The 12,817-nt window shown below is 42.5% G+C and carries 15 protein-coding genes; 3 read left to right on the top strand and 12 right to left on the bottom strand.

Annotated elements, in window-relative coordinates; all coding sequences use genetic code 11:
- The first annotated feature begins 85 nt into the window (after positions 1-85).
- Positions 86-460: a UDP-glucuronosyltransferase gene (locus Q0L00_RS09815; RefSeq protein WP_297336706.1), complete on the top strand. Its 375-nt coding sequence runs from the start codon at positions 86-88 to the stop codon at positions 458-460.
- Between the two features lie 64 nt (positions 461-524).
- Here Q0L00_RS09815 and Q0L00_RS09810 read toward each other — a convergent pair whose 3' ends face one another.
- Positions 525-752, bottom strand: a complete 228-nt coding sequence (locus tag Q0L00_RS09810; RefSeq protein ID WP_297336705.1) for a hypothetical protein — start codon at positions 750-752, stop codon at positions 525-527.
- Positions 753-857: 105 nt separating this feature from the next.
- Between Q0L00_RS09810 and Q0L00_RS09805 the strand changes: the two genes are divergently transcribed.
- On the top strand, positions 858-1,766 hold the full coding sequence (locus tag Q0L00_RS09805; protein ID WP_297336704.1) for an AEC family transporter: 909 nt from the start codon (positions 858-860) through the stop codon (positions 1,764-1,766).
- Here the strand turns inward: Q0L00_RS09805 and Q0L00_RS09800 are convergent.
- From Q0L00_RS09800 to Q0L00_RS09750, 11 genes are all read right to left on the bottom strand, one after another.
- The gene (locus tag Q0L00_RS09800; RefSeq protein WP_297336703.1) at positions 1,758-2,561 is read right to left on the bottom strand and encodes an inositol monophosphatase family protein; all 804 of its coding nucleotides are present in this window, start codon (positions 2,559-2,561) and stop codon (positions 1,758-1,760) included. The two genes, Q0L00_RS09805 and Q0L00_RS09800, sit on opposite strands and share 9 nt — an antisense overlap.
- A 47-nt stretch (positions 2,562-2,608) precedes the next feature.
- The gene (rsmI, locus tag Q0L00_RS09795; protein WP_297336702.1) at positions 2,609-3,346 is read right to left on the bottom strand and encodes a 16S rRNA (cytidine(1402)-2'-O)-methyltransferase; all 738 of its coding nucleotides are present in this window, start codon (positions 3,344-3,346) and stop codon (positions 2,609-2,611) included.
- A complete protein-coding gene (locus Q0L00_RS09790) occupies positions 3,343-3,576 on the bottom strand; it encodes a 4a-hydroxytetrahydrobiopterin dehydratase (RefSeq protein ID WP_297336701.1) in 234 nt (77 codons plus the stop codon). Before Q0L00_RS09790 ends, rsmI begins: the two co-directional genes overlap by 4 nt.
- 13 nt (positions 3,577-3,589) lie before the next feature.
- Positions 3,590-3,856 carry a DUF493 domain-containing protein gene (locus Q0L00_RS09785; RefSeq protein ID WP_297336700.1) on the bottom strand — a complete coding sequence of 89 codons (267 nt, stop codon included), beginning with the start codon at positions 3,854-3,856 and terminating at the stop codon, positions 3,590-3,592.
- 67 nt (positions 3,857-3,923) lie between these two features.
- Positions 3,924-6,032 (bottom strand): peptidylprolyl isomerase, encoded by a 2,109-nt coding sequence (locus tag Q0L00_RS09780; protein ID WP_297336699.1) that lies wholly within the window; start codon positions 6,030-6,032, stop codon positions 3,924-3,926.
- Positions 6,033-6,116: 84 nt separating this feature from the next.
- On the bottom strand, positions 6,117-7,397 hold the full coding sequence (locus Q0L00_RS09775; protein ID WP_297336698.1) for a hemolysin family protein: 1,281 nt from the start codon (positions 7,395-7,397) through the stop codon (positions 6,117-6,119).
- A gap of 2 nt (positions 7,398-7,399) precedes the next feature.
- A complete protein-coding gene (locus Q0L00_RS09770; RefSeq protein WP_297336697.1) occupies positions 7,400-7,612 on the bottom strand; it encodes a hypothetical protein in 213 nt (70 codons plus the stop codon).
- Complete coding sequence (gene lptC, locus Q0L00_RS09765) at positions 7,609-8,148, bottom strand: LPS export ABC transporter periplasmic protein LptC (protein WP_297336696.1); 540 nt, start codon at positions 8,146-8,148, stop codon at positions 7,609-7,611. The genes Q0L00_RS09770 and lptC overlap by 4 nt, the downstream gene beginning before the upstream one ends.
- Before the next feature lie 90 nt (positions 8,149-8,238).
- Positions 8,239-9,543, bottom strand: a complete 1,305-nt coding sequence (locus Q0L00_RS09760) for a tetratricopeptide repeat protein (RefSeq protein WP_297336695.1) — start codon at positions 9,541-9,543, stop codon at positions 8,239-8,241.
- A gap of 71 nt (positions 9,544-9,614) precedes the next feature.
- On the bottom strand, positions 9,615-10,898 hold the full coding sequence (locus Q0L00_RS09755; protein WP_297336694.1) for a hypothetical protein: 1,284 nt from the start codon (positions 10,896-10,898) through the stop codon (positions 9,615-9,617).
- Positions 10,888-11,604 carry a type III pantothenate kinase gene (locus tag Q0L00_RS09750; RefSeq protein WP_297336693.1) on the bottom strand — a complete coding sequence of 239 codons (717 nt, stop codon included), beginning with the start codon at positions 11,602-11,604 and terminating at the stop codon, positions 10,888-10,890. The genes Q0L00_RS09755 and Q0L00_RS09750 overlap by 11 nt, the downstream gene beginning before the upstream one ends.
- Before the next feature lie 100 nt (positions 11,605-11,704).
- Here Q0L00_RS09750 and Q0L00_RS09745 point away from each other — a divergent pair, with 100 nt between their 5' ends.
- Positions 11,705-12,778 (top strand): anhydro-N-acetylmuramic acid kinase, encoded by a 1,074-nt coding sequence (locus tag Q0L00_RS09745; RefSeq protein ID WP_297336692.1) that lies wholly within the window; start codon positions 11,705-11,707, stop codon positions 12,776-12,778.
- Positions 12,779-12,817 lie beyond the last annotated feature (39 nt).

The raw sequence follows: 12,817 nt of genomic DNA, 5'->3' as shown, positions 1-12,817 counted from the left end.
TATAATCCAATGTAGATTGGAATTGAAAATTGAATGGAGACCAGACTTTGGTAAAAAGCTGAATTCTCCTTTGTAATTTAGCATTATGGCTGACTTTAAATTTCGACCAGACACTTATTTCTCAGCGGAGTCAAGCTCAGCTTTGCTGGTTAAGCTTCATTATCCGGAGTCTACCTGGGGTGAGCAGATTAGTATTTATGCCCACCAGATTGATTTTCAAATTCAGTTGGAGGCGGTGGATTTTTACGGAAATGATTACCTTCTTTATCCCTCCAAAATTGAAGAACCCTTAAGTTTAGAAGAGCTGATTTTTTTGATCGAGGGGATGCAACTTAATCAAGATGAATTAGAAGGTAAGATGGAGTTGGTTTTGGATGGGATTCCTCAGGTGACTAGCAATTTTTATCCGGATTTGGAGGAGTATTTTAGTGAAAAGCGTAAAAATTTTGGACTGGAATAGCGGAAAGAAATGTGAGGGAAGGCTGAATTTAGGTTCATTCAGGAGGATAATTGATTTTTAACTTTCAAAAATCCATTGAGCCCTGCTTATGAGCGTAAACTTGTGAGCTTTTAAACCAGTACTCATAGGTTTCAAAATCCACACAATCCTTTAATTCAATCCCATTGAAAAAGATTTTTTTGAGACAATTGACCGGTAACCAAGATTTAAGTTTTCGCTCTTGGTCTTTGCTGAGTTGGGATAATTGTACCCATTTTTTTCCATTGATGAAAATCGGTATTAGTTTATTCATCCTGCTTGGGTTTATTTTGGATTAAAAATATGCTGATTTTCAGGTTACTACAATTATGCCAAATTAAATTTGTGTTAATAAAAAAGCAGTTTATAACTTTCCGGAATGATAGGAGCCCTGATCGCCTTTCTTTTTCTGCTCACTGGTTTGATTTTGCAGCGGAGGAATGGATTTCCCACAGACAAAGCAGTTACTTGGGTGAATGCTTATCTTTTTAACTTAGTACTTCCGGCCTTGGCCTTATTGTATATTCCGCAGATCACCCCGGGCTGGGATCTGTTGATTCCCATTTCGGCTACTTGGATGACTTTTTTTCTTTCTTGGCTGCTCTTTGGAATGGCAGGAAAATTTTTGAATTGGACTCCTCAAGTCACCGGTTGTTTGGCTATTGTGGCCGGATTGGCCAATACCTCATTTCTGGGTTTTCCTGTAATCGAAGGACTTTATGGAAAGGCAGGGTTGCCGGTAGCATTGCTGATGGATCAGGGAGGATCATTTTTACTGGTTTCCTCCATGGCTATCCTTATGGGGTCACTTTACAGTCATCAAAAGAGTACACTAAGCTCCATTCCTTTGAAGATCATCAGGTTTCCGCCTTTTGGATTTTTGATGGGTACGCTAGTGATGAGTTTGATGGGCTGGGGTACACCTGAGATTCTTATTCCGCTCCTGACCAGTATTGGGAAGACTATGGCCCCGGTAGCTTTGCTTGCAATTGGTCTTCGTTTTCGGATTGAAAAAGCGGATTTTCGTTCTTCTTACTTTTGGCTAGGCTTGAGTTACCGATTGGTTTTGGCACCTTTGCTCGTGTTTTTCCTTTATCAGAATTTTTTGGATCCAGAGGGATTAACCTTTAAAATCACCGTAATGGAATCCGCGATGGCTCCCATGATTACCGGATCAATTGTTGCGATTAATTACAATCTTGCTCCCAGGTTAGCGGCACTTTTATCTGGTCTTGGAATGGTGATTTCGGTGGTGACTCTTGGATTTTGGTATTGGTTTTTAAGCTGACCAAATTCGATTTAGCTCGGTAAAAAACTCTTCGTGGATTGTCGAATTGGTTGCAAGGATTTCTCTTCCAAAAATAAAATTTTTACCTCCGGAGAAATCAGTGACCTTTCCTCCAGCTTCCTGGACGATCAATGAACCTGCTGCCACATCATAGGAGTTAAGGTTGTATTCAAAAAAGCCCTCAATCCGACCTGAGGCAAGATAGGCCAAATCAACTGCTGCGGATCCAAACCTTCGGAGTCCATGGGTGGATTGCATCAGGGATTTGAGTGTGGCCAAATACTTGTCGATCAACTCAAAATTATAATAGGGAAATCCAGTGGCAATTAAAGAAGCTGCCAAATCAGGGGCCGAACTCACACGTATGGGAGTTTCATTACAATAAGCACCACCGCCTTTTATGGCGTAAAAGCATTCATGAAGGTTGATTTCATAAACTACGCCCAAAATCACCTCTTCCCCATCCATCAAGGCGATACTAACTGAAAATATCGGTAAGCCGTGAACAAAATTGGTCGTTCCATCCAAGGGATCAATGACCCAGTTGTATTTTTCCGATCGTGTCGTATTGGTGCCCTCCTCTGTAATGAATCCGGCTTCAGGTAAAATCTCTGCCAACTGTTCCACAATCTGTCGCTCAGCTTCTTTGTCCACATAGGAAACCAGATCGTTAAATCCTTTATGTTCCACATTTTTGACATCGAAGTGTTGCCGTTCTTTTCGAATAAAAGCCCCTACTGATTTAGCTACGACTTGAGTTCGCTCTAAAAGTTTTTTTAATTCTACTTGATGCATTTCAAAATTCTTAGTTGCCGAAAACTAATACTGATTTAAGAGTATTGCTATTTATTTCCATATTTCGCGGCTCGTTTTTCTTCACGACTTTCTTTTTGTTCGGTTTTTCCAGCCACAGTTAGGACAATTTCACCTTTAAGGGGATGATTTTGATAATATTCGGAGAGCTCAATTAAACTTCCCCGTATATTTTCCTCATGTAACTTGGTGAGTTCGCGAGAAACGCAGGCTTGACGATCTTGACCAAAGGCTTCGGCTAGTTGCTCCAGCGTTTTGATGAGCCGGTGTGGAGATTCATAAAAAATCATCGTTCGGCTTTCTTCTGCCAAAGCATCAATACGGCTCTTTCTGCCTTTTTTATGTGGTAAAAACCCCTCGAATACAAAGCGGTCATTAGGCAAACCCGAGTTTATAAGTGCAGGCACAAAAGCGGTGGGTCCAGGTAAACTTTGAACTTCCAATCCTGCGGCAATCACTTCCCTGACCAGCAAAAATCCGGGGTCTGAGATGGCTGGAGTTCCTGCATCTGAAACCAAGGCAAAGACCTCCCCTTTTCTCATACGCTCCACCAATTTCTCAGCAGCCTTATGCTCATTGAAAATATGATACGATTGCAGGGAGTTGGTAATATCCAAATGCTTAAGCAAAATCCCCGTCGTACGCGTATCCTCTGCTAAAATTACATCTACAGATTTGAGCACTTCCAAGGCCCGGAGGGTGATGTCCCTTAGATTACCAATTGGTGTGGGAACCAAAAAAAGGCTGATGGGGAGATTTTCGCTCATTTAACAATTGCATCAATTGCTTGGGCCAACTTCCGATCTTTTTCAGTCACGGTATTGTCAGCATCATGGGTAGTGAGTTCAATTTCCACGGTATTGTAAACATTGCTCCAGTTAGGATGATGCTGTTGGCTTTCGGCCAAAAATGCCACCCGGGTCATAAAAGCAAAGGCCTCCTGAAAATCATTGAATTTAAAGGTGCGCTTGAGTGTATTGTCTTCTTCTTTCCACATGATGATTTGGTTTTTAAAGTGAGATCACTCCTTCAATGGAGGAAGCTTGCTCGTAGTAGTTGATGACTTCATCGGCACTTTCGACCATAACTTGTATAGTGGTGCTGATATACTTGCCTCCGGAGCTAGGTTTGAGCGTGATTTCATTTTTGGGAAAAATGGTCCCAACCTCATGTTCCCTACCCTTAGGAACGATAAATTTAAACATATAGAGCATTGGAAATTGCCCATTGGCTTCCAATTTCTCCTTAAAGGTTTCTTTGTTGAATTTTTGTTGCATTCTCTTTTCCTCCTTTATGGAATACAAACAAAGAACCCATGCTGATGGGCATGGGTTCCAATTTTTGTTAGAAGAATTTATATCGATAATCTTTTACATCGGCCAAGTCCTGAAGCGCCATCATCACTTGATAGGAGGTGCGCTGTGCAGCTCCCTGGGTAAGTTGAGCCTGGTAGGCAGTATAATCACCTATTTCTCCTGCTGGAGTAAGGGTGTTAAGCTTAGCTACGATTATCCCGATATCCTCTTGGATAGGCTGCGAAATTTGACCTTGTTCCATTCCGAATACTGCTCCGATCGCTTTGGGAGCAAAGCCAATTCCTGAAAGCACAGAGGAACTCAATTTTAAATCCGGGATTTCATTGATAGCGGCAACCTCAGGATATACTGCTTTCATTTCCTCAAGCGTTGTTTTGCCCGCAATTGCATCCATGATCACTTTTGCTCTTTTTTCATTGCGAACTTGTTCCTCTACTTGTGCTCTGACGTCTTCCAAAGACACCTCACCCTCTTCTTTTTTGCTAACTAGAGAAGCAACTACGTATGAATTATCCAATTCAAATACCGGAGAAACTTCTCCTTGAGAGGCTTCAGAGAATGCCCATCGAACCACTTCCCGAGCATTGCTCAGGTTGTTGATGTTTCTAGCTGAGGGCTGTACCTCGTTGGCTTGAAGAATTCTATAATTACCTTCCTGCGCGTTTTCGGTGAATTCATTTCTGTTTCCTGATTCGGCAGCAAAGGTATCTGCATTTCTGAAGGCCTCATTTCGAGTAGCATCAGAAGCAATCAATTCTAGCTGAAGTACCGCTACTTTGGTGTAGGCAGTCTGAGGAAGTTCAGTGACTTCGATGATGTGATACCCGTATTCGGTTTCCACCAGATTGGGAAGAAGCCCGGTACTGTTTCGAGCGAATGTGGCATCAGCAAATTCCTCTACGAATTCTTCCTGAGCATACCATCCGAGATCTCCACCTTGTTGTGAGGTACCATCCTGGCCGTATTGAGCTGCAGCTTGGGCAAAATTTCCACCGTTTTTGAGATCGGCAAGCACTTCTTCGGCCTGTGCACGCACCTCAGCTTTAGCAGCATCGTCCATTCCTTCTGTAGTAAAAAGGATATGCGAGGCCCGCATTCTAGGCGTTCCTTCGTATTGATCCGTGATTTTATACGATGCATAAGAGGAATTCGCCGTCACAAAAGGGCCATAAGTTTCACCCTCTACGATTTCATCGACATTGTTGGTTAGATCAGCAGGAAGCTCTTCCCCTGGACCAATGGTCAAAAATGCAGGGCGGACTTCTGAATTTCGACTTACAAAAGCAGAGTCTTCTGTGCTGCTTCTCAATTCCTCTGTCAATTGCTGAATGGTAGTAATCACCTCCGCGGAATCTTCCCGGCTAGGAAGAATACTGAAGTTTACATATTCAATGCTCGCAAATGCCCCTCTTTCAAATTTTTCCTTGTTTTTTCTCAGGTATTCTTCAAGTTCGGCATCGGTCACCTCGACTTCTGAAGGTGCAACAGCGCTATAGGGAATATGAAGTACCGAAACCTCAGCTGTAGAATTAGCAGCTTTGTAGGCCATTTTAGCTTCTGCTGTGGAGGCATATTCTGAAGTGGCCACTAGATTGTCATATTTTACGCGAAGTCTGGAATCGGCAAAAAGTTGCTCTTGCTGAGCCCAAAATGCTTGCTGTGCCGGATCGGCAGTTTCTAAAGACTGTAAAAACGAAATCAGTTGGGATTTATCAAATTCCCCAGTTTGAGGATTGACCAGTTGCTGGCGAAGTTCAGGTACGATGTTTTTACCTTGTACCATATCTACCAATTCGGCAGGAGAAATGGTCAAGCCCAGCTCTTCGTATTCTTCTTGGAAAACTTTTTCTACGATCATAGCTTGCCAAGCCTGCTCCCGTACCGAGACCATTTCGACTTCGGCTGGTGCTCTGCCTGTTCGTTGCTGATAAGCAACTCTGAATTCCTCGATTTTAGCCACATATTCTTCGTAGGTGATATCCTCCCCAGCTATTTCTCCTACGATATTTTGGCTTCCGCCAAGCAGTTGGGAGTTGGGACTAAGGAGATCACCTCCCAAAAGGAATAAAATCAACCCGCCGGCAATCACACCGATTGCGAGACCTGTTCGCTGTCTTATTTGTTTAATTAACGCCATTATTGTTACTACGCTTTTTAGAAGTGTCGCAAAATAATAGCATTAGTAACGAAATTCAAAATATATTCTGAATCAAACCCTTACCTAAAAGTCACTGTTAAGGTTGATTTTGAGTCTGACTGAATCAATTCTGTGCTCTTGTTTGGCCACTACTGTAAAAGTATAGGGCCCTATTGTTACTGACTCCCCCTTTTTGGGCAAATTCTCGGTATAATTTAAGATTAATCCTGAAAGCGTTTCAAAATCTCCAATTGGTAAATTCCATTCATATTTATCATTTAAATAATCGATTTCATGTCGGGCACTGAGCAAATATTCCTCTTCACCGATTTTTTGCTCAATCAGATCGTCATTGTCATACTCATCTTCGATTTCTCCAAAGATCTCCTCAATGATGTCTTCCATGGAGACAATTCCGCTTGTTCCACCAAATTCATCGACGACCAAAGCTAAGCTTTTTCGTTCCTGGATAAATTGAATCAAGAGCTCATTGGCAAGTGCCGACTCGGGAGCAATGATGATAGGAGTCAAAATTTCTTCGATCGTTTTTGGTTTTTTGAACAGCTCGAGTTGATGGCAATATCCGATCACATCGTCAATGGTTTCCCGGTACACGATGATTTTGGAATGGCCGCTTTCGGCAAAGACTTCCTTGAGTTCTTCGATGCTGTCTTCTATTTCAACAGCCACGATATCTGTTCTTGGAATCATACATTCCCGTACTCGTACCGTTTTAAACTCCACTGCATTGTCAAAAATTTTGGTATCAATTTCCGCCTTGCCTTCTGATCGTGCTTGATTCATGTGGTTTTGAATGAAACTGTTTAAATCAGTCACGGTAAAGACGGGTTTATCCTCGTTGTACTCCAGGCGAAGAACCACCGTTATAAAAAACCGGGATAGTCCCACGACCGCCCATACAATGGGATACATCAGGTAATAAATTGTTAAAAATGGCACTGCAAAAAAGCTCAACATCGAATTGGGGTTGAGCATAAAAAGGCTTTTGGGAACAAATTCTGCGGTAATCAGGACAATGATTGTGGAGATGAAGGTCTGCAAAATTAAAATGACAGCTGCATTACTCAGGCTATCTGGAAGCCAATTTTGTAGCGGGGTTTCAAGCAAAAAGGCCATAAAAATACCATAAAGAACTAAGGAGATGGTATTTCCCATCAATGTAGTCCCGATAAACTGACTGGGGCGCTGAACAAAACCGCTGAGGATTTTTCCGCTGAACAGACCTTGTTTGCTCTGAAGTTCGATTTGAAGTTTATTGGAGGAAATATACGCAATCTCTATTCCCGAAAAGAAGGCAGAAAAGAGCAGGGTAATGATCACATAGATCAAATAGGTTGTTTCCATAGTCAGCGTTTTTTCCTCTTCTTTTGGGTTGATTTTTCTTCGTTGGAAGGGGGTTCGGGGTTTTTTACTCGCCGGTATTGAAACCAGAAAAGTAAGGCAACCGCAAACATAAAGATGGAATAGGAAAATCCAATTCCAGCAGTAAGCGTCTGGTGGATACCGATAATGATCAGTGCCAGAGCCAAGGATAATATCAATGCGTCTGCGAGTTTCATAGCTCTTCTCCCGGTAGGATGGTCCTGCTGTCCCTGATGTTCTTCATCGAATAATTGGTAAAACTTTCATCAGCGACCATCCCAGTACCGTTTAGCAATAGTTCATTGTCCCGGATAGTCACAAAAGCATCCGTATAGATCAATTTTTTGGTTGGATCCCAAAATAACTCCTCACTCTGGAGGTGCTGATTTTCTTCTTCATTGTCTACTTGAACATTTCCTTCTCCACGATAAAGGTTTTTTTCTTTGTCAAAATATCCCCTATCGGCCTTTAATGTGGTGCCCAGAGTTCCATCCACATTAAAAAATTCAATTTCTATTCCATCGGGAAACTCCATATTTCCGGTTAAAAATTCGAGTTGTCTTGGGGCTCGGATTTCGGATCTGACGATCGCAGAGTCAGAATGAATAACATGAATATTGATGCCGATATTTACCGGCCCTTCGTACACTTGAAGGGCATTGGCATCCACGTCTTCCCGGCAGGAGGAGAACACCAAAGTCGCAAAATAACCAAGAAGAAATAGCCTCTTCATTTTGCAAATATAAGAAGAAAAGAAAGTTGATCTTATCATAAAAAAAAGGCAGCCCGAAGACCGCCTTTACTGAGTTAAGAATGAATGGGATTAATCTCTGGTAGCGATGGATACGCTCTCCCCGATCCAGCATCCAGTACTGACAGTTGCGCCCACTTCCAAACCTTCTGTGAATACCTCTTCTCTGGAAGGGAATTGAGCTCTAGCAGAAGCCATTCCCTTAGAATCACCTGCTCGTTGGTAGGCATTGTAAGCGGCCATATAAATGGCTCTATCTTTGACTCGAGACTGTCCACCTCTACAATCATTGAAGGAATTCATATAGAGTCCTCCGATCATAGAATAGGCATCCTGAGTAAGTGACTCGTCAATACTTGCTGCTTGTTTTGCAGCATTTCGAGCGTCTGATTTGCGGCCTAAATTTGCGTGAACTTTGGCAAGCTCCATGTAGATTTCACCTTTTTGGGTATTGTTTTCGGCAAGATCCAAAGCTTTTTCCAACACGGGCTGTGCTTTTTCATACTCTTTATTTTGCATGTATCGCATCGCTCTCACCTGAGAGGTGGAGAAGGTAGGATTATTTGAGTCAATTAATTCTAGGGCAGACAAGAAAGCCTCAGAAGAATAACATTTATACTGCACAGAGTATTTAAATATCTGTTGAGCCAAAGCTTCGTTGGTAGGGTCTGCCATCAATTTAGGCCCTAAGGTATTTTCGATGAAATCGCAATCGATGAGCTCCATAGCTACCAAGATGGTTTCTGTCGTGCTCTTAGCACTGGAAACATCTTTTCCTTCAGCCTCGGCAGTTTCAAGATACTTTTGGATCTTGTCATAAATGGCGAGTACTTCTTCTGGCTCATATACTTTGTTGTAGGCATTGTGTCTGTAAACTGCATCAAAATAGGCCGCATATAGATCCGTTAAGGAAAGACCACCATTTATTTCCAATGCTCGCTCGAAATCAGCAACAACCCCGGCTAATTTTTCTTTAGTTCCTTTAAAGAAGCCATAATTATAGTAGGCTTTATTTTCTATCCACCTTTCTGCATTGTTGTAAATTTCTTCTCGTTTATCATAGATCGCCAAAACTGAATCTTGATAAATTCTTTTTTGTGCTTCATCTGTGGTAGCGTCTGCAGCCCCTTTGTAAACGGTTACACCGTTTTGGTAAATGGACTCATTGAGCTCGGGTACATTGACTAAGAGCCAGTGTAACGGCTTGGTAGCTTCAATGAATTGATCCGCCTTCATATAATCAGTATATGCGGCATTGTACTCACGGGCTTTCGCCTCTTGGGCTTGGTCAGCAGGCCAGTTCCATCCATCCTGTGCCTGAACCATTCCGGCGAGAAGCAAGGCAGAAAGCCCCAGAAGGGTTGATTTAATTTTCATGGTTTTGACTGTTTAATTCGGTTTAATTGCTCTTCTCTTTCATTCAGCGACTCATGCTGCTTCAGATTTTCTTATTGAAATACTCGTTTGTAGAACCAACTGTTATCATTAAGCGAAAATCCAAAGGTGAAGTTCACGTAATTTTCGCGGATGAGTCCAGCAGAGGTGGTTCCACGTTGTCCCACTTTCACGGCTAAATTCATTAATGATAATTGATTCACAGGAATCGAAGTTCCAAAGTTAATGCCAAGGTCATTGATATTGGTTTGGTTAAGGTAGTACGGAGTCTTAATAAACTCCAATCCGAAGCGATAAGTCGCCCGCTTGAAGTTACTGTCTACTGACAAATAATCCGGTACAATCTGAAATCCCAAGCCTATTTTTACGGTTTCGTTTAGTCTTAAGGGATCTCCTAAAAAATCCCGAAAGTCTCCAAAATCCTGATACTGACCCTCTAAGCCTACAACATATTTGTTGGCTTTTTCATAACTAATCCCAAATCCATAACGATCTGGAATATAGATACTTCCCTTTTCGTCGTTGGCGATGAGGTCCCCATCCGAATCGGGGTCGCTAGCTTGGCCAATTGCAGCGAGTTTGGCAAAGGCTTTTCCATTAACATCCCCAAAGTGCTGATAAATGGCACCCAGATGGAACTTGTTTTCGTTCCCCACTTCAAAGTTGTAATGAGCACCGAATTTATAAGCCAGATCGCTAACTGTTAATCTTTCATAATATTCTGAAGTGGCTCCGACTTGCGCACCATTTTCATTGAAAATCGAAAGCTGATTGGTCCGGATTGTCGATCCAAATAGGTAGGAAGCATGCACTCCTAGGCTCAGATTTTTGGCTAAAAGAAATCCTGAACTGAAGTAAGCCTCGGATATCCCTCCGTCTCCGGTAATGTCATTGATGGCATTAAATTCTTCATTGTTGACCAAACTTGAGATCTGCAAATCATAATTGACTGAGGAAATTTGATTTAAGCCAAGTCCTGCTGTGAATTTCCCTGGTTTAAAGGGAAGAGAAAGTGCGATATAGGATAAACCTCCTCCATCTACTTCGGATGTCTGATCTCCATTAGAAGCATTGATGCGCTTGTAGTTGAGGGCCGTTTGAAAATTAAAAATGGTGTTTCTGGTTTGTAAGGCTGGGTTGACCACATTGGCGCTCCAACCTGTGCCGAAACTGATCCCTAAACCGCCCATCGCCTGATTTTGGGTCAAACCGGAATAATTGAACTCCCCTACCCCGAGAGCGGAATAGGTCGAGGCACTTAACTGTGCCTTTGCTTCAGAAAATAAGAAAAGGGTGCAGCAAACACCCAATAACTGCCATTTGAATTTACTCAACATTGTGGTTTAGAATGCAATTCAATCCGTGAAGGACTAAATTTGGGACTACAAATATGTGGTCTTTTGCCAATGAATCAAAAGATTGTGCGTCTCCGCCACAAACAAAGACCTTAATTTTTGGATATTTTTTTTGATAATGCCTGATTTGACCCATTATTTCAAACTGGATTCCAAACCAAACTCCCGACTCCATACAGGTAATCGTCGAATTTCCCAATATTTCCTTAGAAGGATTTTCCAGCGAGATCAAGGGTAGTTTAGCGGTGAATTCATGCATGGCCCGAGCTCTCATTTTCAACCCGGGACTGATCACCCCTCCTTTATACCGGTGCTGATCATCCACAAACTCCACGGTCATGCAGCTGCCGAGGTCTATGGCAAGCACTTCTTGTTTGCCTGCCATTTGCCAAGCACCCACAGCCGCTGCAATTCGATCAAGACCTAAGCTTTGGGGGGTGGTATAATCATTTTGAATGGGGAGTTCAGTCTGATGATTGAGAAATAGAAATTCGAAATTGAGGATTTTGGAAAGTTCTTCCATTGTCCATCTCACCGAGGAAATGATGGATTGATGGAAAGCCTGCTTTTTCCAATCCACCTGCGCCTCAGCGAGTTCTTGATGAACCCACTCCTGGATCAAAATCGAGCCCTCAAAGATAGCTGATTTGATTCGTGTATTTCCAATATCAATAATTAGGTTTGGCATCTGACAAATAATCCCTGCAAATTAAGTAATTCGAAAAAGCAGGCTTTTTATCCCGTCTAAAATTATCTTTATATCGCCTTTACTTAACAAACATTAACCCATGAGCACGGCTGTTTATCCCATGATTGGACTGATGTCCGGTACTTCCGGTGATGGATTGGATCTTGCCTATTGTCAATATACCCTGGACCAAAGCTGGAGCTATGAAATCATCAAGGCTTTAACGATTCCTTTTCCAGAGTATTTAAAAGGAAAATTACCAAATAGTCATCGCCTTTCTTCCTTGGATTTGAATTTGCTGGATGTGGACTTTGGCCAATGGATGGGTCAGCAGGTCAGGTTATTCTGTCAGAAAAATCAAATCCGTCCGCTTGCTGTCGCCTCGCATGGGCATACCGTATTCCACCAACCTTCTAAGGGGCTAAGCTTGCAGATTGGTAACGGCTGGGCCTTGCGGACAACGTCAAATCTCCCTGTAATCAATGATTTTCGTATGCTCGATATCCAACGGGGAGGGCAGGGAGCACCGCTTGTGCCCATTGGAGATCGCCTACTCTTTTCCGATAGTGATTTTTGTATTAACCTAGGAGGGATAGCAAATATCAGCATGGAGCATGAAGGACAAAGAGTGGCCTTTGACTGTTCCCCTTTTAATTTATTGCTTAATTCCCTAGCCGAAGAATTGGGAGCCTCCTACGATGACAGGGGAAACTGGGCCCGATCCGGTAAGGTAAATGCTGAACTTCTCGGTCAACTCAATCAGGTTCCTTTTTATCAGCTTACGGAAGCTAAATCTCTAGGAAGGGAAGATATGGAGCGGGATTTTTTACCTCTGATCAAAAAATTTGAGATTTCCCCACAGGACAAACTCGCCTCTTTGGTGGAGCATTATGCCCTCCAAATTTCAGATATCATTCATCGGTATAAGGTGGTAGAAAGGCCAAGGGTGCTGATTACCGGCGGAGGAGCATATAATTTATTTTTTCTAGAGCGACTGGATGCGCACTTGGATGGGAAATGGATCCACCATCCTGCCAGCAAAGAGTTGATTGAGTTTAAAGAAGCATTGGTTTTTGGTTTTTTGGGAGCCCTACGAATCCGAAATGAAATCAATTGCCTGGCCTCGGTCACTGGAGCCTCGGAAGATTCTTGTGGAGGGGTATGGTATAGCTGATCTTCCAAAAAATCATACTAGTTAAGGCTGGATATTTTT

Origin of the sequence: Algoriphagus sp. (genome assembly GCF_024305035.1) — a bacterium.
Classification (GTDB): domain Bacteria; phylum Bacteroidota; class Bacteroidia; order Cytophagales; family Cyclobacteriaceae; genus Algoriphagus.
The sequence above is the reverse complement of the archived record's forward strand: the minus strand, read 5'-3'. Positions and strand labels throughout refer to the sequence as shown.

Coding starts and splice junctions, on each gene's coding strand:
- Q0L00_RS09815 (WP_297336706.1), top strand. CDS start 86: ATGGCTGACTTTAAATTTCGACCAGACACTTATTTCTCAGCGGAGTCA.
- Q0L00_RS09810 (WP_297336705.1), bottom strand. CDS start 752: ATGAATAAACTAATACCGATTTTCATCAATGGAAAAAAATGGGTACAA.
- Q0L00_RS09805 (WP_297336704.1), top strand. CDS start 858: ATGATAGGAGCCCTGATCGCCTTTCTTTTTCTGCTCACTGGTTTGATT.
- Q0L00_RS09800 (WP_297336703.1), bottom strand. CDS start 2,561: ATGCATCAAGTAGAATTAAAAAAACTTTTAGAGCGAACTCAAGTCGTA.
- rsmI (WP_297336702.1), bottom strand. CDS start 3,346: ATGAGCGAAAATCTCCCCATCAGCCTTTTTTTGGTTCCCACACCAATT.
- Q0L00_RS09790 (WP_297336701.1), bottom strand. CDS start 3,576: ATGTGGAAAGAAGAAGACAATACACTCAAGCGCACCTTTAAATTCAAT.
- Q0L00_RS09785 (WP_297336700.1), bottom strand. CDS start 3,856: ATGCAACAAAAATTCAACAAAGAAACCTTTAAGGAGAAATTGGAAGCC.
- Q0L00_RS09780 (WP_297336699.1), bottom strand. CDS start 6,032: ATGGCGTTAATTAAACAAATAAGACAGCGAACAGGTCTCGCAATCGGT.
- Q0L00_RS09775 (WP_297336698.1), bottom strand. CDS start 7,397: ATGGAAACAACCTATTTGATCTATGTGATCATTACCCTGCTCTTTTCT.
- Q0L00_RS09770 (WP_297336697.1), bottom strand. CDS start 7,612: ATGAAACTCGCAGACGCATTGATATTATCCTTGGCTCTGGCACTGATC.
- lptC (WP_297336696.1), bottom strand. CDS start 8,148: ATGAAGAGGCTATTTCTTCTTGGTTATTTTGCGACTTTGGTGTTCTCC.
- Q0L00_RS09760 (WP_297336695.1), bottom strand. CDS start 9,543: ATGAAAATTAAATCAACCCTTCTGGGGCTTTCTGCCTTGCTTCTCGCC.
- Q0L00_RS09755 (WP_297336694.1), bottom strand. CDS start 10,898: ATGTTGAGTAAATTCAAATGGCAGTTATTGGGTGTTTGCTGCACCCTT.
- Q0L00_RS09750 (WP_297336693.1), bottom strand. CDS start 11,604: ATGCCAAACCTAATTATTGATATTGGAAATACACGAATCAAATCAGCT.
- Q0L00_RS09745 (WP_297336692.1), top strand. CDS start 11,705: ATGAGCACGGCTGTTTATCCCATGATTGGACTGATGTCCGGTACTTCC.